This window comes from Acetobacterium sp. MES1, assembly GCF_002237635.1.
GTDB classification, from domain to species: domain Bacteria; phylum Bacillota; class Clostridia; order Eubacteriales; family Eubacteriaceae; genus Acetobacterium; species Acetobacterium wieringae.
The window spans coordinates 196,483-216,775 of the sequence record NZ_MJUY01000013.1 but is presented as its reverse complement, the minus strand read 5'-3'; the positions used below and the strand labels follow the sequence as shown (position 1 = coordinate 216,775).

The 20,293-nt window shown below is 44.9% G+C and carries 19 protein-coding genes; 5 read left to right on the top strand and 14 right to left on the bottom strand.

Going from position 1 to position 20,293, the window contains the following annotated elements:
* Positions 1-19: 19 nt before the first annotated feature.
* The 4 genes from BI182_RS05000 to BI182_RS04985 form a co-directional block, all read right to left on the bottom strand.
* On the bottom strand, positions 20-433 hold the full coding sequence (locus tag BI182_RS05000; protein WP_070370698.1) for a DUF1810 domain-containing protein: 414 nt from the start codon (positions 431-433) through the stop codon (positions 20-22).
* Between the two features lie 308 nt (positions 434-741).
* Positions 742-2,706 (bottom strand): oleate hydratase, encoded by a 1,965-nt coding sequence (locus BI182_RS04995; RefSeq protein ID WP_286805926.1) that lies wholly within the window; start codon positions 2,704-2,706, stop codon positions 742-744.
* A gap of 140 nt (positions 2,707-2,846) precedes the next feature.
* Positions 2,847-3,413 carry a TetR/AcrR family transcriptional regulator gene (locus BI182_RS04990; RefSeq protein WP_286805925.1) on the bottom strand — a complete coding sequence of 189 codons (567 nt, stop codon included), beginning with the start codon at positions 3,411-3,413 and terminating at the stop codon, positions 2,847-2,849.
* An 834-nt stretch (positions 3,414-4,247) separates the two neighbouring features.
* Positions 4,248-5,057: an MFS transporter gene (locus BI182_RS04985; RefSeq protein WP_286805923.1), complete on the bottom strand. Its 810-nt coding sequence runs from the start codon at positions 5,055-5,057 to the stop codon at positions 4,248-4,250.
* A 37-nt stretch (positions 5,058-5,094) separates the two neighbouring features.
* Here BI182_RS04985 and BI182_RS04980 point away from each other — a divergent pair, with 37 nt between their 5' ends.
* The 3 genes from BI182_RS04980 (at position 5,095) to rsgA (ending at position 7,188) form a co-directional block, all read left to right on the top strand.
* Complete coding sequence (locus BI182_RS04980) at positions 5,095-5,259, top strand: hypothetical protein (protein ID WP_286805921.1); 165 nt, start codon at positions 5,095-5,097, stop codon at positions 5,257-5,259.
* A 470-nt stretch (positions 5,260-5,729) separates the two neighbouring features.
* Positions 5,730-6,146, top strand: coding sequence for an RNHCP domain-containing protein (locus BI182_RS04975; protein ID WP_070370421.1), 417 nt, complete (start codon positions 5,730-5,732; stop codon positions 6,144-6,146).
* Positions 6,133-7,188 carry a ribosome small subunit-dependent GTPase A gene (gene rsgA / locus BI182_RS04970; RefSeq protein ID WP_286805918.1) on the top strand — a complete coding sequence of 352 codons (1,056 nt, stop codon included), beginning with the start codon at positions 6,133-6,135 and terminating at the stop codon, positions 7,186-7,188. Before BI182_RS04975 ends, rsgA begins: the two co-directional genes overlap by 14 nt.
* Before the next feature lie 73 nt (positions 7,189-7,261).
* Here rsgA and BI182_RS04965 read toward each other — a convergent pair whose 3' ends face one another.
* The 5 genes from BI182_RS04965 to BI182_RS04945 form a co-directional block, all read right to left on the bottom strand.
* Complete coding sequence (locus BI182_RS04965) at positions 7,262-8,002, bottom strand: ABC transporter ATP-binding protein (RefSeq protein WP_286805916.1); 741 nt, start codon at positions 8,000-8,002, stop codon at positions 7,262-7,264.
* A 10-nt stretch (positions 8,003-8,012) separates the two neighbouring features.
* Positions 8,013-8,552: an FtsX-like permease family protein gene (locus tag BI182_RS04960; protein ID WP_286805915.1), complete on the bottom strand. Its 540-nt coding sequence runs from the start codon at positions 8,550-8,552 to the stop codon at positions 8,013-8,015.
* Positions 8,553-8,660: 108 nt separating this feature from the next.
* Complete coding sequence (locus BI182_RS04955) at positions 8,661-9,026, bottom strand: hypothetical protein (protein ID WP_286805913.1); 366 nt, start codon at positions 9,024-9,026, stop codon at positions 8,661-8,663.
* A complete protein-coding gene (locus BI182_RS04950; RefSeq protein ID WP_286805911.1) occupies positions 9,004-9,450 on the bottom strand; it encodes a hypothetical protein in 447 nt (148 codons plus the stop codon). The genes BI182_RS04955 and BI182_RS04950 overlap by 23 nt, the downstream gene beginning before the upstream one ends.
* 327 nt (positions 9,451-9,777) lie before the next feature.
* Positions 9,778-11,241: a protein adenylyltransferase SelO gene (locus BI182_RS04945; RefSeq protein WP_084633519.1), complete on the bottom strand. Its 1,464-nt coding sequence runs from the start codon at positions 11,239-11,241 to the stop codon at positions 9,778-9,780.
* Between the two features lie 511 nt (positions 11,242-11,752).
* Here BI182_RS04945 and BI182_RS04940 point away from each other — a divergent pair.
* Positions 11,753-14,635, top strand: coding sequence for a methyl-accepting chemotaxis protein (locus BI182_RS04940; RefSeq protein WP_286805908.1), 2,883 nt, complete (start codon positions 11,753-11,755; stop codon positions 14,633-14,635).
* 111 nt (positions 14,636-14,746) lie between these two features.
* On the opposite strand, the gene BI182_RS04935 is transcribed toward BI182_RS04940, so the two are convergent.
* From BI182_RS04935 to BI182_RS04925, 3 genes are all read right to left on the bottom strand, one after another.
* Entirely contained in the window at positions 14,747-15,493 is a 747-nt protein-coding gene (locus BI182_RS04935; protein WP_286805906.1) for an AAA family ATPase, read from the bottom strand.
* A gap of 82 nt (positions 15,494-15,575) precedes the next feature.
* Complete coding sequence (locus BI182_RS04930) at positions 15,576-16,262, bottom strand: epoxyqueuosine reductase (protein ID WP_286805904.1); 687 nt, start codon at positions 16,260-16,262, stop codon at positions 15,576-15,578.
* 155 nt (positions 16,263-16,417) lie between these two features.
* Positions 16,418-17,305, bottom strand: coding sequence for a DMT family transporter (locus BI182_RS04925; protein ID WP_286805902.1), 888 nt, complete (start codon positions 17,303-17,305; stop codon positions 16,418-16,420).
* Positions 17,306-17,493: 188 nt separating this feature from the next.
* On the opposite strand from BI182_RS04925, the gene BI182_RS04920 reads away from it, so the two are divergent.
* The gene (locus tag BI182_RS04920; RefSeq protein ID WP_070370412.1) at positions 17,494-17,775 is read left to right on the top strand and encodes a hypothetical protein; all 282 of its coding nucleotides are present in this window, start codon (positions 17,494-17,496) and stop codon (positions 17,773-17,775) included.
* Between the two features lie 181 nt (positions 17,776-17,956).
* On the opposite strand, the gene BI182_RS04915 is transcribed toward BI182_RS04920, so the two are convergent.
* Positions 17,957-18,883 carry a ketopantoate reductase family protein gene (locus BI182_RS04915; RefSeq protein WP_286805898.1) on the bottom strand — a complete coding sequence of 309 codons (927 nt, stop codon included), beginning with the start codon at positions 18,881-18,883 and terminating at the stop codon, positions 17,957-17,959.
* A 257-nt stretch (positions 18,884-19,140) separates the two neighbouring features.
* Positions 19,141-20,124, bottom strand: a complete 984-nt coding sequence (locus BI182_RS04910) for a serine hydrolase domain-containing protein (protein ID WP_286805896.1) — start codon at positions 20,122-20,124, stop codon at positions 19,141-19,143.
* Positions 20,125-20,293 lie beyond the last annotated feature (169 nt).

Sequence of the window (20,293 nt, the reverse complement as noted above, 5' to 3'; positions counted from 1 at the left end):
AGATATGTTGGGTTATTTCTCACTTATCTAATAGATTAACGGTGATTTCATCCAGCGCACCACCAAAATATTTGTCCAGCACCGCCTTAAACGTCGGATTTCCACCGACCAGATAAAACAGGGTCATCGATGATTTCAGCTTCAGATCATCGGGCCGACCAAACACCGCTCTGGCATCACTGGATTCAAACTTTAAGAGTTCACCGGAAATCTCCAACAGCCGCATCCCCAACAGTGGATGCGCCAGATATGCCTTGGCTTCCGCCCGATTCTCAATTCCGTAATACCGGGCAGTTTCACTCCGGCCCAGGCCTTTAAGCTGGGGAAAAATATACCACATCCAATGGCTGCGCTTGCGACCATTTTTAATTTCCATTAGTGCCTGTCCATAGCTTTCTTCCTGAGCTTTGACAAAACGTTCAATTGTATCCATCGGTCTTTCCTCTCTTTCATTATCCTTTGGCAGCTTTTATGATGATTTTATCATAATACGGGCATTAGCGACATCGATTTGATTTTATTTATCATTGCCTTTAAAAGGGAAAATGGCCTGATCCATACAGATTGATATGCAAGGATCAGCCACTATTATTTTCGCTGGCAGGAGGATCAAAAGCATCTGCCTCCCGCCAGCTTTTTAGTTCCTAAATCAATAAAGACCCTGCTTCCATCTGGTTGCAGGGTCTTTACTGGCTATTTTCTTTTTTACATCCATCTCCCAGGTTTTATTCTTCCCGGAACTCAAAGCATCCCGTCTTTTAAAATATCATGGTCTTTTAGTACTTTTTCAATCACGGTTCCCTTTGTAAAATGAATGATTGGTTTTTTTATCAAATTCAGCGGCCCCGGCAATTCAATTTCCAGTGGTGATTTTCCATCCATCAGTTTTACACTGCTGTCGAGCAGCTCCCGAATATCATAGACACTGCCCCAAACTTCCGGCACCCCTCTGTCAACACCAAGCAAACCATAGACCGATTCCATGGCGGTTCTGACTGAATACTCGGTTGTAAAGACGGTATCTCTGGGGGTTTCGGCAAACTGACCCAGAAAAGCAAAATTAACGCAGCCATCCGGAATGACATCTGGTCGATCGCCTTTGGTTCTTGGCATGAAAAAGGCGGTAATATAAGGCATCATGGTTGGCACACAGATGGCACTGTTTTCAGCCAGTTCATCAATTTGATTGACTGGCACACCCAAATGATACAACCATTCTTTGGTAATTTCTTTGCCGGTACACTCTTTCATTGGTTTTTTTACGTAATCTCCCAATACATCTGAGAACAGGCCATAGACCCATACACACACCTTGTTTTTATCCTGATCTTTAAACTGCCCCTGTCTGTTAATGGTCCAGCTGAGCAGCCAGGATGAATCCATGCAGCTGACAATCCCACCGGTGACAACTTTCCCGCTTTTCGGATCGCGCTTACAGATATTGGTGAGATATGGCATGATTTTATCGTCTAAGGTTGTGATTGTTGCTGATTCCCAATTTGTTTTCTTGATATCGGAGCAGAACTTTTCCGGATTTCCAAAGGCCGGATCCTGCTGGGCGATATTTTTCCATAAGCTCCAGCTGCCGCTGGTTCTCACTTCGGCGTCCCCATTTGGCGCATGATTCTGGTCGCCGTAAATGGTGCCCTCGGTACAGCTTCCGTTTGTCACAAATACCAGATCATTTTCTGTCAGCACCAGCCCTTTTTCAACTCCATTTACCTTATATTCAATTGCTTTGGCGACCTTTTTATTTTCCGCAATCTCAAAGATGACATTGGTTACCTCGGTATTGAATTCAAAGTTAACACCAGCAGCTTCCAGATATTTCTGCATCGGTAGAATTAATGATTCATACTGGTTGTATTTGGTAAATTTCAAGGCGCTAAAATCCGGTAATCCGGCAATGTGGTGAATAAATCGTTGAAAATAAAGTTTCATCTCCAGCGCACTGTGCCAGTTCTCAAAGGCAAACATCGTTCGCCAGTAAAGCCAGAACGTCGAATCGAAGACCTCTTCATCAAACACATCCTCAATGGTTTTGTCGTATAAATCTTCATCTTTGGTCATAAAGAGTTTCATGATTTGCATGCAGCCCTTCTGACTCAAGTTAAATTTCCCGTCGGTCTGGGCATCAACGCCCTGGTTTCTGGTAGCTCGACACAATGAATAATTGGGATCTTCTTTGTTTAACCAATAAAATTCATCCAACACCGAGGCGCCCGGTATTTCAAGCGACGGAATACTGCGAAACAAGTCCCACAGACACTCGAAATGGTTTTCCATTTCCCGGCCTCCCCGCATCACATAGCCTCGGGTCGGATCTTCAATTCCATCACAGGCGCCACCGGCGATATCCATCGCCTCGAGAATATGAATGTGGGAGCCCGGCATTTGTCCATCCCGAACAAGAAAACAGGCGGTTGCCAGTGCCGCTAAGCCACTGCCGACAATATAGGCGTTTTTTTCTTCGACGCCTTCCGGTTTTCGGGGGGTTGCAAACGCTTCGTAATTACCATTGGTATAATAGATCCCCTTGCTGTTTTTTTCATGTTTGCCACGTTCGGTGTTCCGGTAATTGGAATCCTGGGAAATTTTCTTTTTCTCTTTATTTTCTTTCAGCTTGTTTTTGACCACCATTGCAGTGGCACCGACGCCAGCTACTGCCACGGTTGCCAATCCGACTTTCACTTTTTTATTTGCCATTAAATTATCCTGCCTTTCATCACGTTTAACGTTAAGTGATTCTTTCTTTATGGTAAAGCTTTTTTAATGATTTATCAATTTACAAAACAGGCAGAATGATAAAAAAACTGATCACTCGGCCTGTTTTGATAAAAAATTCCTTATTCATGACGTTTGGCTGCAAAATTTAAAATTGAATTGGCAATATTGCCGCTGAGGGTTGTGCTCATTTTGTCAACAATGACATTCGGATCCTCGCTCATGCCCTTTTTAATCCAATCCAGCATTATTCCCACAAAACCGTATTTGTAAAACTCGGCAATAAAATTCATCTCTGCCTCGGTGATTGATGTATTTTTGGCCTGTTCTCTAACCACCCCTTCCAGCAGTCCATAGGTTAACTGATATAAATAATTTTCGATCTGCTCTCGGCTCACCGAACGATAAACATTCAAAATAAAGGGTTTGTTCTCTAAAACCGCTTCAAACAGCTGCAGCAAACCTTCCTGCCAGGTATAATAGGTTTTTTTCCCCTGCAAGGCTCTTTTGCCGTCTTCTTCACAGCTCCATTCCACTAAATCATAGATATCCTTAAAATGGTAGTAGAAAGCCATTCTGCTGATTCCGCAATCCGTTGCCAGATCGCTGATGGTAATCTTATCAAATGGTTTTATCAGTAATAGTTTTTTTAAAGATACTTCCAAATCTGCTTTTGTCGAATTTGACATAATCGCTCCCTTCTGTTTATAATTGTTTAAATCGCTCGCCATAATTAAATAAAAAAACTCCGACCAGAATAATTGTCCCACCAATCACTCTCGACTGCCCGGGGATTTCACCGGCAATTAAAAAACCCAATACACTGGTCAAAAATGGGGTTAGAAAGATATAATTACTGACCTAGCGGTCTTTTGGGCTACAGACACACAGAGCCTTCCTCCTGGCAACACAGGCAATGGCGCTGAAGAATAGGCCCGGAATCAGAACATTGACTCATTGCATTGGCAAATCGCAAACGCCAATTCGCTTTACATTTCTTTCGCTACCCCAGATACTCTTAGCTATGACCATTTTTTGTATTGAAAAATGCTATCTGCATATATAATAGCACATTGATAAGCCAGAGATAAAAATATGTTTCGAATTTGGGAAATCTGATACAACACAATAAAATTCTGAAAGAAAAAGTCATTGCCGTTGATAACAGCGCTTTGAATGAAAATAAAAAAGTCCAGAGTGCTTTAGAAATTTTCTGCCTGAACTTTGATCTGGAAAAACCAATGTGGTTTGACAATAACACAAAGAACTGCGTCAGATTTCCATGACAACTTTTCGGGAAGACCCATTTATTGAATCCATTTGGTTTGATTATTTAGAAATCGAGATGATCGACGATGGTAAAAAAGCTGTCAGCAACTTGACAGCTTTTTTATGTTGGATTGAGGGACTATCGTGTTTATCAGGTGCATTCTTTTAATGCCTGTTCAATCATCACGTTGCCAATGCTACTCCTGCGTTCTATCGCCCAATCCTGACTTTGGTTTGCTACCTGGTCGGTCGAATCAGCGATTCGGTAACTCATCCATTATGGCAACCGTTTTTACAGTTTCACCCTTAATCATTTTTAGGCTTCTTGTCGTCGGAGCTTCCCGCAGAAAGAGGGCGCAAACAAATCCAATTGCAGCAATGACGACGCAAAACAGAAAAACATCATGAATTGAATTGGCCAGAACGGTTTTTGCCTGCATATACGCATCGTCGAAATAGCTCAGGTACAACTCCGATACCTGGGATCGAATGGTTGCCACTGTTTGTGGATTTGTAATGACTTGGGTGTTTTTGAGCATTTCCTGTATTTCCTGGGGTAGTTGGGGCATCATCAGGCCTGAAAATCCATCACTCAGAGAATTTGTCATGATCACACCGTAAACTGCTGAACCAATCTGTTCTCTTGGGGCAACGTTTTGCGCATTCACATTGGTAATGGGCATACTCATCCCCACACCAAAACCCAAAATTACCATAAAAAGAATGGCACTGGCATAAGAGGTTTTAACACCCATGGTGGAAAGGAGCAACGCCCCCACACCCATAATAAGAAACGCTGCTGCCGACAGTATTTTTGCTTTACCAACTCGTGAAACAAGCCGACCAGTGATATTACTTGACAGGAGCAAGCCCAGCATCATCGGTGTTATGACAGCTCCGGATGTTGTCGCCGACGAACCAATCACCCCCTGAACAAAGTATGGAAGATAGAGAACCGTTGAAAACATAATCGCCTGAGAAAAGAAGGCAATCATGAAGGATACATAAATCGCACGATCTTTGAAAAAATTCATTTCACCGATTCCAGCCGTTTCGTTTGTCATGCTTGTGTCATTATTCCAATTAATCTTGAGCGTAACCATGGATTCGAAATATAATGATACTGTCTATATCAATAGAACCAAATTTACCATCACCAATACCAATGACGATCGCAATGTGGGAATTATCAATCAAAATACTGACATCGTCAGGAATCTGACCACCACACTGGCGCAGGATTTTGAAGGTGCCACTGCTTACTGAAAATTACGATAAGGGCATGATAAAGATAGGCACCATACTGATCGATATCGCTCTTATCCGGCACAACCGTCACCACCAGCAGATCCTTGGCCACCGTCGGACGACCCTCTAGCACCCAAGTGGCAGCATTCCTCAAAAAATTAATCCCTTTGCATTAGAACAGCAGCGTTCTTTATTCAGCAGATCCAACCAGATTCCAGAAAAAACTTGAAAATAACAGTTGAAAGCATTAGAATAAAGCTGTGCAATCAATAAGATAAACAGCATTTGATCAGCGCCTTTCTTGGGCAGTCACTCTGACAAATACTCCGTTTATCATCCTGTCTTATTTGCATTGATCGTCAGATTGAAAGGAGTCTTTATGTTAAAACAAAATAAAGCAGAGAGTGTGGCAGACCGGGAGGTTTGCAAAATCTAATCTCTGCAAAACCTCCCGCATCGTATCCAACATACTTTCAGGAGGAAAAATAATGAAATATTCAAATAGAGAAAAAAATCTTTATCAGCATCAACCCTGTCAGGAGAGTTTCTTCTGCCAAAATTGTGGCCATGTCGTCTCCTTTACCGGTGCCGGAACCAAACACCGTAATCATTGTCCCCATTGCCTATTCAGTCTTCACGTTGATGTTTTACCTGGCGACCGCTCTGCCAATTGCAGTGGTCTGATGGAACCGATTGGCGTCTGGATTCGCAAGAATCAGGAATGGGCGATTATTCATCGCTGTCGCCGCTGTGGCCACCTTAGCTCCAATCGGATTGCCGCCGATGACAACCCCATCATGCTGATGTCCATCGCCGTCGCCCCTTTGGCCAATCCCCCCTTCCCGCTGGAAAAAATGACCCAGGTTCTAAACGATACCACTGGTGACAACAATGAGCAGGATTGATCTGAGCACCTACGGTTTGAGCCCATCATTGGGTTTGGAAGCCACGCACTATCCGGAACTTTTTGTCGCTCGCATTCTGTCCCAGTCCAAGGGAATCTACCGGGTTATTTCCGAACAGGGCGAATTTTTCGCCGAATTGTCGGGGCGGATGCGCTACGAAACGATTGAGACCGCCAATTTTCCGGCTGTCGGTGATTTTGTGATGCTTGATCGTCCCTCCGGAGACCAAGGCAATGGCATTATTCACCATCTGCTGACCCGCAAAAGCGTCTTTATCCGCAAAGCAGCCGGATCATCCAGTCAGGCACAGGTGATCGCCGCTAATATTGATTCGGTCTTTATCTGCATGTCCGTCAATAACGATTTTAATCTGCGTCGACTGGAGCGCTATTTAAGTCTGGTCTGGGAAAGCGGCGCAACCCCGGTAGTCGTGCTGACCAAAATCGACTTGACTGAGGATCTGCTGGCCAAATGCCGGGCGGCGGCAGCAATCGCCATCGGCGTTGATATCCTCGGTATTTCAACCCTGCAAAATGAAGGCTTTTGGGATCTCATGGCCTATTTGTCAGTAGGTCAGACCGCCGCTCTGCTCGGCTCATCCGGGGTTGGAAAATCAACCCTGATCAATTGGCTAAGTGGCGCCCAACGCTTTGATACCCAGATGATCCGAAGTGATGACCGGGGTCGTCATACCACCACAAGACGAGAATTGATCCGTTTAGCCGATGGTGGCATGCTGATCGATACCCCGGGCATGCGTGAAATTGGCATGCTTGATGTTAACACCGGCTTTGATCGAACGTTTCGTGATGTGGAAGCCCACCTCGATTCTTGCCGTTTTCGCAACTGTACGCACACAAACGAGCCCGGTTGCGGAATCGCAACTGCCATTAAAGCAGGACAGTTATCTGCCCAACGCTGGCAGGCCTATCAGAAGCTGACCGACGAAAACGACTATTTCGAAAATAAAGCGGCCTTCTTAAAAAAGAAGAAGGAAAAATTTTATCAGATCGCCCGTTTAAACCGAAACAATAAAAAATAGTCGTTTCATTAAAAGACCTTGCCCGAATGGTTTTATCCTGGCAAGGTCTTTTTTCATCTCAAAATGCGCCCATTTAGCTTGTCTGGGAATTATTAAATTGTAGCCCTTTAAGCCAATTATCCAGTTCCAAGACCGAATCGCCACCTTTTCTAAGTTCCTTACTGGCCGCAATCTGTCCATCCCGGATGTAAAGGACTCTTTTGGCTTTTGCTGCGACTCTGGGGTCGTGGGTAACGATCATGATGGTCATGCCCTCATTGTTCAGGTCTTCTAGTATTTCCAAAACTTGGTCTGTCGCCTCCGAATTCAGGGCCCCGGTCGGTTCATCCAAAAAGAGAATCTCGGGATTGTTAATCATCGCCCGGCAAATCGACGCACGCTGTAGCTGCCCACCAGACACTTCCTTAATATCACGATTCTCAATTCCGCTAATCGCCATCCGCCTCATCAGTTCCGAGGCCCATTTTCTGATTTTCTCTGGCAACTCTTTTTTTGCTACCAGTCCCGGCAGGATAATATTGTCATAAATCGACAGATTTTTTAGCATTTGAGCATTCTGAAAAACAAAGCCCATCTTAGTCAGTCTGAAGCTGGCCAGTTCCTTTTCTGATAATTCACTGATATTGACCCCCTCAAAGATTACCTGACCGACACTGATCTTGTCCATTCCGCTGACGCTGTATAAAAGTGTTGACTTTCCCGAACCGGATGGCCCCATCACGGCCGTAAAATCGCCTTTTTCAATTCCAAACGAGATGTCATTCAATACGTTTGTGTCCTTAAAGGACTTACTGATGCCTTCAATTTTTATCATTATTGGCTCCTTATTCCATTATTTGATCTCTGATGTGATAGCTTCCAACCGGATTGGTTCCAATCATTACGGTCATAACCACGACCCCTAATTGCACGGCTGGGCAAAGCAGATAAGCCCAGAGTGGCGCTATCAGCAATTTTATTTTAGTAACCCCGACCGTCGCAAGCATACCTGCAAAAATAACTTCCCCAAGGGTATTGGCCAACAGCGTTCCGGCGATAATCGCAAGCACCTGAATTACCAGAAGCCGGATTCCCAACTGGATTTGAATATCCCGGGTGGAAAACCCGATCGCTTTTTTAAGGGCAATGGCGCTGTGTTCTCTGGCCATCATCAGCTGAAGAAACATAACCGTAATCAAAATAGTCAGCATTAAGGAAATCACCGCCGCAACCCCTTGTACCTGGTTCATATTTGCAATAACGCTGCTGAGGGTCTGGAAAACAAACGCATCGCATGGGGTAATCTTACTGTTAGGTAACACCGTTCGCATTTTTGTAACGTGATTATCAATATCAATGCCCTCCCGAAGATCCAGATAGATCATATATCCTTCAATATCCTTACGATCAAAGTCGATGGCGGCTTTGGCGGTTTTTCCGCCATAGGTAATGTCTTGATAAATACCACAAACGTTAAAGACGTGTTCTTTCCCCTAATAAATTATTGTTATCGCGTCGCCGACTTTTTTACCCAGATCAACCGCATTCAGATATGAGAGGGCCAGATCATTTTTTTCTGTGGGGGCCTTCCCTTCCAGGTATTCTAATGGAAAAACCCCATTATCGCCGTTCTGCACCCGTACATATTCCCATTCACCCTCGACATTTTGGGACTGTACATAACCATTCTGGTAGACTGTATAGCGTTCAATATCCGGGTCATTTTCCAAATAAGCTATCGCCTCCTCTTTTTGTTGCTCTAAATTGTTGCTGTATTGTATGTCAATGTGCACATCACTTTTGCCAATGCCCATATAGGTCAGAAAGACCGGGTTATTAATGGTGTTGTTCATATTCATGGGAAGCAGAATCAGGAAGGAGGAAAAGACAAATATCAAGAATATTACCACATTCTCTTTCCATTTGCATTTGAGTTCCCCCAAAGCCATTGTCCATCAGGCACTTTTCCAACGATTCGCCATTGCAGATAATCTGGGCGTTATTCACATCCAGCATCCTGACTACCAGTGCATCCTCCAGATAATCTTGCTGGGTAACAAAATCCGCAACTGCCTGTTCATCATAGTCGCCCTTGTGCATCTGCACATATTCTGGCGGCACGGCCATCTTATTCAAACCATTTAACGACGACAGCATAATCCCGGTAACCCTTAATCCACCGGCCATAAAAACAGCTGAAAGAATCAGAAATACGGCCAGGGCAATTGTGATAACCCGGTTTCTTTTAAAGTCCTTGCGGACAAGATTCAGCAATAGTTTCATATTCAACCTTTCAAATTGTTATCGACTTACCGACCACGGGTCGATATGCGGGTAAAAAATTATCGACCTTCGGTCGGTAAGGAAATTTTACATTTTCTTACTAAATATGTCAAGTACCTTTTCTAATTTTTAAAAATTTGTGTTCTGGAAAATAATCAACTCTTTCACCTATACTAAAAAAAACTGTTTCCCGTCAATTAAAAAATGACTTCTATCCTCAACGTTTGCTTGGTTTTGAGCATAAAAGTCATTTTATCCCACGGGGACATTTTATTCGTCATCCCCATCGTTTCCATCTTTGTTTTGAAACAATGCCTTATTTAAAAATCATGTCCCGCAATAGGTCTTATAGGGATGATTCGATGGTTCGGGTGGGGTCATAAACTCCTGATTAAGCGAATGATAGTCGTATGGTGCTTGCAACACTGCTAATAACCGCTGCAGAGGCGTGAAATCATCCTGTTCATTAGCCGCTTGCAAAGCTTTTTCAACCTGATGATTTCTGGGGATGACCACCGGATTTGCTTGTTTCATTAACTGCTTGCTGTCATCATTTGTCTGCTCCTGTCTTTCGAGGCGGGCTTGCCACCGCTTCAGCCACTCTTTAAAGGCATCACTTTCGTATAATTCAGACGATTGGGTTTTCTCAAGGGTTAAATCAACAAAGGTATTGGTATAGTCGGCCTGATACGCCTTCATTAATCCCAATAAGTCGGCAATCAACCGCTCATCTTGCGGATCTTCATTGGCAATGCCCAGCTTTAAGCGCATTCCCTTTAGCCAGTCGGCCTGGTACAATGACGGATAGATGCGCAGTGAGTCTTCGACTAATTGTAGCGCCTGTTGCTGATTGTCATCGACTAACGGGATTAAGGTTTCGGCCAGGCGGGCCAAATTCCATAAGCCAATATTGGGTTGATTCCGATAGGCGTAGCGTCCCTGCAGATCAATGGAACTGAATACCGTGGTCGGATCATAGTGATCCATAAAGGCACAGGGCCCATAATCGATGGTTTCGCCACTGATGGTCACATTATCAGTGTTCATAACCCCGTGAATAAAACCGACCAGCTGCCATTTGGCAATCAGCGCCGCCTGGGCTTTGATGACTGCATCCAGTAAACCCAGATAGCGGTTTGATTCCGCCAAAAGCCCGGGGAAATGGCGGTTAATGGTATAATCGGCCAGAGCTTTAACATCGGCGGTGGTGCCCCACTGAGCGGCATATTCAAAGGTCCCGACCCGAATATGACTGGCTGCCACCCGGGTTAAAACAGCCCCTTTGAGCAAGTTTTCACGATAGACCGGTTCACCGGTTGTCACCACTGCCAAACTGCGTGACGTCGGAATGCCCAGATAATGCATCGCTTCACTGATCAGATATTCCCTCAGCATCGGGCCCAATGCCGCTTTACCATCGCCACTGCGGGAATAAGGCGTTCTCCCTGATCCTTTGAGTTGGATATCAAAACGCTGGCCGGCTGGTGTGATCTGTTCGCCAATCAGCATCGCCCGGCCATCGCCAAGCATGGTGAAATAGCCAAATTGATGCCCGGCATAAGCCTGAGCGATCGGTTTCGCATTTTCCGGTAAAGCCTGACCGGCTAAGATATCAATCCCGGCCTGACTCCTTAGCACTTCGGCATTCAAACCAAGCTCTTCTGCCAAACGCTGATTCAAAATAACTAGTCGCGGCGCACTGACTGTTTCTAATTTAAGTGGGGTATAGAATAATTCCGGCAATTTTGCGTAACTATTTTCCAAATTCCAACCGCTGTCATTTTTTTCCATTGTAGTAACCATTCCTTTCGCTTCACTCAAGGCTCCAGGTAACCTGAAGCAAGGTGCCATTTCTGATTGCGCCTCCGTCTTTTAGACCACTAGCACATTTGTGATGGCATGACCACAGAAATGACACACTGCCATTCCATATCAAAACGACCAATCTTCTTTACTTTTTCCCTCTCCAGTCCTTATACTCAACATATGTCCATTTTACAGGCATTTAAACAATGTTTATCCGGATGTAATCGCGCATTATGATGTGGATTGATAAAAATACTAAAGAGCTTAATCAGATTTCCAAGACAACTTTCGTGAAGACCAGTTTATCCTCAATCCTCAGTAAACTCAGTCCGCTGATGCTGCTGGTCAAAATGATTTTATTTATAATAGTCATAAAACTAAACACAACCGAACGAAATTTACATATTATTTACATAAACATCGGGTAAACATCTTGATTATTAACCAGTTTTAGTTTATAATTATTATAATTTAAATAAAAATAGGAGCGTTTATAATGAAATGGTTTTACAACATGAAGATCAGAACAAAACTTTTAGCCGGATTTATGCTGGTTACTGCCATCGTCGGCATTGTCGGCTATGTGGGGATCTCAAATATAAAAGCATTGGATGCATCCAGCTCGAAACTGTATGAACACGTGACGCTGCCAACCTCGGCCAGTGGCGACATGGGTATTGAGTTTGGGAAGATCAATAGCTACATCAGAGATATGATCATTTCCGATGACCCCGCAATCATTGCGGAGAATGCCGATAAAATCGCTGCGAGCCGTGAACAAATTACCCAACTATCCGAGTCCTTTGAACAGAATATTCTCGATGAGGAGATGCAGCAACTGTATCAGCAGTTCATCGATTCCCGTCAGGTTTATGCGACCGAGCTGGAAGCGGTGATGGCCTTGGCTGGCCAGAATCAGGACGAAGAAGCCCTTGCCCGGATCGCAACTACCGGGGCTCTCGGAATTGCCTCGCAGGCCGAACAGGATGCCCTGGAAGAACTCCACGATATGACAGTGGAGGATGGTCAAGAACTTTCTGAAGCCAATCACAACCAGACAAACAACGTTGTAACCACCATGACGGCCTTGATGGTGATCGGCGTTCTAATGGCCCTGTCTTTGGGTTTTTTCCTCAGTATAGCCATCAGCCGTATGCTTAAAAAAGCCGAGTATATGATCAAAGAAATGCGGCTCGGTCATTTGGGCGAGCGGCTGAATATGAACAGCCGTGATGAAATTGGCCAGATGGCCATGGCGATGGACGGACTGGCAGATGATCTGCAAAATGTGGTGATTGCAACCATGAACCAGATTTCCGAAGGCGATGTTTCGGCAACGCTTGAAGCCAAAGATGACCGGGACGAAGTCTCACCCGCACTGATAAAGACCATTGCAACCATCCGTGATCTGATTACGGAATCAACCTTCCTGTCCCAGGCCGCAGTGGAGGGACGTCTGGACACACGCGGCACGGCAGATTCCTTTATGGGCGGGTTTAGAGAAATCATTAGCGGAGTCAATGCAATGATGGATTCACTGGTTGGCTACATTGATGTCATGCCCAACCCGGTTCTTATCATTAATAATAACTTCGAAATTCTCTATATGAATGATTCCGGTGCTCAGACGGCAGGCCTTTCCAAAAAAGAAGTCCTCGGCCAGCCTTGTTACCGTCTATTTAAGACATCTGATTGCCATTCGGAAAACTGTGCCTGCACCCGGGCGATGCGTACCGGTAGTGCAGCAACCAGCGAAACCGATGCACACCCAAATGGTTTAGATCTTGATATTTCATATACCGGGTTGCCAATTACCGATCATTCCGGAAAAATTATTGGCGCCATGGAATTTATCACCGATCTGACGGCCATCCGCACAGAAGAACGGCGGATGATAAAAATCTCGGATTATCAGCAAAAACAAACCCAAAAGCTGGTGACCGAACTCACCAAACTTTCCCAGGGGAATACCGATATTATTATTGATCTTGCTGCCTGTGACGCCGATACTCAGACGACCTATAATACCTTCCAGATCATCAGCGACGCTGTCAGTCAATGTGTGGCATCGATCAAAGCACTGGTTCAAGACGTTGGCATGCTGGCCCAGGCCGGTACCGCAGGCAACCTCAATACCCGGGCGGATATCAGCAAACATCAGGGCGATTTTGCCCGGATTGTTGACGGCGTCAATGCGACTCTTGATGCAGTGGTAGCACCAGTTCAGGAAGCATCAGCGACCTTAACCGAGCTGGCCCGGGGGAACCTGAGCGCCGGGATGGTAGGGACTTATCAGGGCGATTATACCATTATCAAGGACAATATGAATCAAACCGTCGCCTTCCTAAAACGCTATATCAGCGAAATCACCACTACCTTAGAAGACATCGGCCGGGGGAACCTCGATCAGCACATCACCACCGACTATCTAGGGGACTTTCAGGCCATCAAAACAGCTCTGAACGACATCACCTCCAATCTCAGCGCCACCATATCCGACATTAATATTGCCGCCAGTCAGGTTGAAATCGGCTCCCAGCAGATTTCCGATGGTGGTCAGGCCTTGTCCCAGGGGACCACCGAACAGGCCAGTGCGATCCAGCAACTGACCGCTTCCATTGAAGAAGTCGCTGCGGAAACCAAGAAAAATGCCATCAATGCCAATGATGCCAATGATCTGGCCTTGCAGGTTCGAAGTAATGCTGAAGTGAGTAATGATCAGATGGATAAGATGGTTGCCGCCATGGTGGACATTAACGACTCTTCAAAAAGCATTTCCAAGATCATCAAAGTCATCGATGATATCGCCTTCCAGACCAATATTCTGGCTCTGAACGCCGCCGTTGAAGCCGCCCGGGCGGGCCAGCATGGCAAGGGCTTTGCGGTGGTTGCCGAGGAAGTCCGCAGTCTGGCTGCCCGCAGCGCTGAAGCCGCTAAAGAAACCACCGGTCTGATTGAAGGCTCCATTGACAGAGTCAATGCAGGCACAAAAATTGCCGATCAAACCGCAGAAAGCCTCAATGAAATCTTGACTCAAATCCAAAAAGTGACCGATCTGGTTGGCAGCATTGCCCAGGCATCGAACGACCAAGCCACTGAAATCGCCCAGATCAACCGGGGCATTGAACAGGTATCCGAGGTCGTTCAAACCAACTCGGCCACCGCTGAAGAAAGTGCCGCCGCCAGCGAAGAGCTTTCCGGCCAGGCTGAAATGCTTAAACAGATGGTGGCTGCCTTTAAAATCAAGGATTCCAACACATCGCGTTCAAGCACATTGCATTCATGCGAAACGGAAACAGTTATCCAACCCGTAAAAACCACCCGTTCACCTTCGTCTGAAATTACGATCAATCTGGATGATGACAACGACAAATACTAGTCTGACATCACATTTATTGGCACGATTTTTTTATTTCGGATTTCGAGTAACCGGGTCAACTCCGCTCATGATGTTTCTCATCTTACGGCATATTAAAGGGAAGTCGGGTCCTTATTCCTCAGCCAAAAGATAATGGAGCATCTTTTCCGGATTCTCAAGAAAACGCCGGGTCAGTTGATAATGTTGGGTCTCCCGATAATTGACCGTATCAATACCGCTATCTGATAACTGATAGATTTCCGCCTGCGGATAAACCATCAGAATCGGGGAATGGGTGGCAATAATAAACTGTGACTTCTTTTTGACCAAGTCATTGATTTGCACCAGCAGAGTCATCAGCCGACTGGGCGAGAGTGCCGCTTCCGGCTCATCCAGTAGATAAAGACTCTGACCCCTAAAGCGGTTGGCTACCAAGGCCAGAAAGCTCTCCCCGTGAGACTGCTTATGCAGCGACCGCTCACCATAAGCTGTTTTTACCTGGCTCCCAAGTTCCGCTTCGTAAACCTCGTCCAAATAGCTGGCTGCATTATAGAAACTCTCCGCCCTCAAGAAAAAACCATCCTTGGGATACGCATTTCGCGTAATGGTCAAATGCTGATGCAAGTCCGAATGCGTGGCACTGGTTGAAAAGTTAAAATTGCGGCTTCCACCCTCAGCATTAAAGCCAAAGGCCACTGCAATCGCCTCCAAAAGCGTTGACTTTCCGCTTCCGTTTTCACCAACCAGAAAGGTTACCGGACTGCGAAAGCACAACTCCTTCATTTGCCTTAAATGGCTTACCACCATCAGCTGATGAAGATAGGAGTCTTCAGCCACCGGCGAGCTGAGTCGTACACTGGCAATATATTTTCGTTCCAACTGAGACTCCTTTCAAATTTAGTTAGATTTTATGGTTAATCCAGACTTTTCCAATCCCGTAAATCAAGACTGCTCATCCAGTTCAGCCAATCACTGTCGTTTTCCCAAAGCGCACTGGACAGACGCTACGGCAGGTATTACATAGCACCGTTTCAAACCCTTTTGCGTTTGTTCCATAAGTATTCCTGCGGCACAACTTCTGAGTAACCGTCCCTTCATTTAGTGCCTGAGCCGGACAACTTGTCAAACAGCGCGTACACCCCTCCAGACAAAGCGGTTCAGCATAGCTATCGGATGTGATCTTGAGATCCGACAGAATTGCCCCGACAGTTAATCGGTTCCCAAACGCTTCATTCAGTAACATGGTATTTTTGCCCATGGTTCCAAGCCCAGCATTCACTGCCGCATGTTTCATGGAGATTAAGCCCCGACCTTCCATTTCTTCACTGTTCCAATAATCATATGGCCAATCACAGGGCACCGGAACCGCCGTCGCATTATACGTATCTTCGATAATTCGTGCTACCATCATTAATATCTGATCGATTTTGGGAATGGTCAGATTATTAAAATAGCCATATAATAAATCCGGTTTCACCTCATACAGTCCCTTAGGCAATGCAAATCCCATTACCACAACTACCTGGCAGTCACGATAAAGATCGTGTGGGTGAAAACCCGCCGGGGCCTCAATAAATCGTTCGATACCGGCAAAACCACAAACATCCGCACCCAGATCCAAAACTTTTTTTCTGATCGCTTCTTTCATATTCCCTCCATTCATGCTCATTGTACCTTATTAGTACCAATGGTGCGTGATCTTCTTTCTTATGTCAAGCGGTTTATTTATTATAGCATTTCCCTTCTTGGTCTGCGCTTGTTTATCGGCATTCTGATTCTTCCAATCCTGTTATACCGCTCGTTTTAGCTAACATTTTCTGAATTTTTTAACCGCTCCCCATAATTAAACAAAAAAACGCCCGCTAAAATAATGATCCCGCCAATCACTGTCGACTGCTCGGGAATTTCACCCGCAATTAAAAAACCCAGTATACTGGTCAGAAAAGGCGTTAAAAACATATAATTGCTGACCTGAGAGGTCTTTTCTGCCAGGGACAAGGCCTTTGTCCAGGCAACGTAGGCAATGGCACTGGAGAATACCCCCAGGATTAGAACATAGACCCATTGAATCGGCGGTGCATGAATTGCCTGGTGCATCGCCCCCGGCAGAAAAACCGCCAGCAGAATCGTTCCCCCAAAAATACTGTAAGTCGCAGTTTCCAGAGGTGCATACGTTTTAGTGAGCTTCCGCTGCAAAAGATTGTAAAAACTTAAAACCAGCGCTGCCAAAAAAAGCCATAAAACCCCGATGTTTATTGACAAAGCCCCATCAATCAGCGTTAAATAGGCCACCCCACAAAATTCCAGTCCGATCGCCAACCATTGCAGCCACGTCAGCTTTTCCCGATAAATGATACGGGCCAACAACGCCGTAAAAACTGGTGCGGTGGCAATGATAATACTGCCGGTGGCTGCCGAAACCATCTGCTGACCCTGATTAAAAAAGATCATATAGAGAAAAAATCCCAGCGCTCCGGACAAGAGAAACATCGGCCAATCGCGTTTTTTGGGCATTTTCATCTTTATCACAACAGCCACACCCAGCAAGCTCAGTGAGGCGATCAGGTAACGCAAAAATCCCAGACTATAAACTGAAAAATAGGTTAAGGCCAGCCGGGTCAGCACATAAGCCAGTGACCAGCACGCAATTGTGATTAACGCATAAAGCTGATATTTTTCCTTAAACCCCATTCTTTTCTCCTTTTGTGTTCTTCGGCATGGCTTGAGACGTTTCGTTCCCATCCCATTCTTCAAGCGAAAACGCAATTCGCTTTACATTTCTCTCGTCACCCCGTATACTCTAAGATATGTTTGTTTATAAGCATTTAAAAATGCATTCCAATTATATAATAGCACATCAATGAACGAGAGGTAATACTATGTTTCGCATTTGGGGAAAACTCATAAAACGCAATAAAATTCTGGAAGAAAAAGTAATTGAAATTGATAACAGCACTTTAACTGAAAACGAAAAAATTCAAACTGCTTTAAAAACCTTCTGCCATGATTTTGATCTGGAAAATCCGATGTGGTTTGACAAAAATACAAGAGAACTGAGTCAGATTTCTAAAACAACGTTTCGCGAAGACCATTTTATTGAATCCATCTGGTTTGATTATTTAGAACTCGAGATTATTGACGATGGTAAAAAGAAAGCTTAACGCTGTCCTGCAAAGCCATTTCTGGAATGTTCGTCAGAAACAGCCATGTAATTTAAAGTCTAAACACCCCTGTCTCATACTCCTGGGGGTATCGTCAGTCGCCTTTTTCAATACTCGATGATAGAGTATTGAGCGCTCTGCCTTCAATATTAACAGCCGAAAACTTGAAAATAAAATGCGCCTATTTAGAAAACTGATGATAGTCCTTTTCAATGGCCATGATTTTATCGTAGAGCATGGCATTTACCGGGGTCTTGATGCCATGCTTTTGACCAAGTGCCACCACCGTTCCAGAGAAGAGCGCCACCTCGCTGGGGCGTTTTGCTTCGACATCCTGTCTCATGGACGGCTTTCCGGTATCGCTCAGGGCATCCACCACGCCCAGCCAGTAGGTGATATCCGCTTCATCCAGAACTACCCCTTCCTGCTTGGCCACCGGAATGACCTCGGCCATGGCGGCAATCATCAAATCCCGGGCTTTACCCGATTTTTTGACGCTACCAAAATTCTGGCCACACACTGAAACCACCTGATTAACCCCAACATTTAGCATAAACTTCGACCAAATTTTACGATCCATCCGGTTATCGATCTGATAGGCGATGCCCACCCGATCAAAAAACTCTTGAACCCGCATTATTTTCTCAGTGGGTTGATCATCCGCCCGATTGCCAAAGCAGATCATCCCGGCATTGGTATAAGTCAGGGCATTACCTGATTTAAGGGTGTCCATCCCCTGGGCACAGGACCAGATCAAATTTTCTTCCCCAAAGGCTTCCCCAATAATGGCTTCACTGGTAATCCCGTTTAATAGTGACAGCATCAGTGTATCCGGCCCGACACATGGCCGGACGGCCTCAATGGCATCTCTTAATCCGTTTATTTTAACGGCAAAAATAATCAGATCGGCTTTCTCAGCCTGTTCCGGTGTTTTATAGTGAAACCGACAGGGTATCCCATTGCAGAAGACACCATTCTTCTGATAGTTATTAATCCGCTTTTGATCGGCGATAATGGTCAGATCATCCCCGATTTGTTGGGCGATCCGGGCTCCAAAAAGAATACCCAGAGCGCCCAAGCCAATGATCGCTACTTTTTTTATTTTCATGCTTGCCTCACTTTTTTAAAGGATTTTAAAAAATTCCTTTCTCGATCCCAAATCGCTATACATTGCTATACATTGCGGGTTTCGATCCAGCTCCTGAAAAATTCCAATTGTTCTTCCGTATGAAAATAATGTTCACCCTGTTCCATTATGGTTAACGCACAATTAAATTTCTGTGTTCTCATTTTACCCTCAATTATCTCTTTTTATAGATTAGACCTGCCATTTTCATTGTTTTTATGTTACTGATCCTTTCGATTTCACATCATCCCGTTTTCAAATGCCGGTTCAATCATCGTTTTGATCAATTCGATGCAATCCCGGGTATCCGGTACTAAAAGCGACGCAATCGCAATCACCATGTTGTTCTTGTTATTGACGTAAATCACATTGCCACCATCGCCCAAGGCTGCAAAGCTGTGAGCCTGATCATCAATGATCCACCAGAGATAGCCATACAAAAGCTTATCCCAGCGGCTATGCTCCTTTGTGCTTTCTGCAATCCAAGCAGCTGAAACAAGCTGTTTTCCCAGCCACCTGCCACCGTCTAAGTGCAGCTGCCCGATTTTTGCCATATCCTCCGGTGTCAGAAATAAACCCCAGCTTCCCGTGTTAATTCCCTGGGGATCAACCACCCAACCACGGGTGGTTTTATCATTCATCACTCTCATATGCTCTTCTTCACTGCGCAACAACAGATTATGGGGAACCGTGATTCCCATCGGCGCAAACAAATATTTCTCAGCAAAATCAAGAATTGACTGACCGGTTGCCCGAGCCAGAATCCCTGCTAAAATGTGGGTACCACCAATGGCCGAATAATTGAATTCTCCGATGATGCCATTTCCACCTAATAAATCAAGCGCATCCTGAATCGGATTTTGACTTGTAAAGAATAATTCATACGGTTCCGTTTCGTACTTATAGGGAGCGGTCATCGTCATCAGATGTTTGAGGGTAATCTTCTGAATGGTTTTTTCACCGTCTTTAACCTGATAATCCGGAAAAAACGCCAACACCTTCTGATCCAAGCTACCAATATAGCCTTGATCAATGGCAATTCCGATCAGCGCCGAAAGTACGCTCTTTGTTACCGAGTAGACATGCACTGCATTATCGGCCGTATACCCATTAAAGTATTTTTCGTAAACTTTGGTGCCGTTTTTTTGCACAATCATACCGGCAATATTCCCATAATCTCGGTTTATTGCTGTTTCAATTTCATTAATTCTTATTTGATTCATTTAATCATTCTCCTTTAAGTGATAAAGGATATCCTTGTAATTTAGGATAAGTTGATTAAAAATTATTTGCAAGCTAATTTTTAAAAAAGATGAACCGATCTTACCTCATCGTTCATTGGTTTCGGTTTAAAATCAGTTTTCTTCTGGTCGCTCCTCAATCGTTCATTGC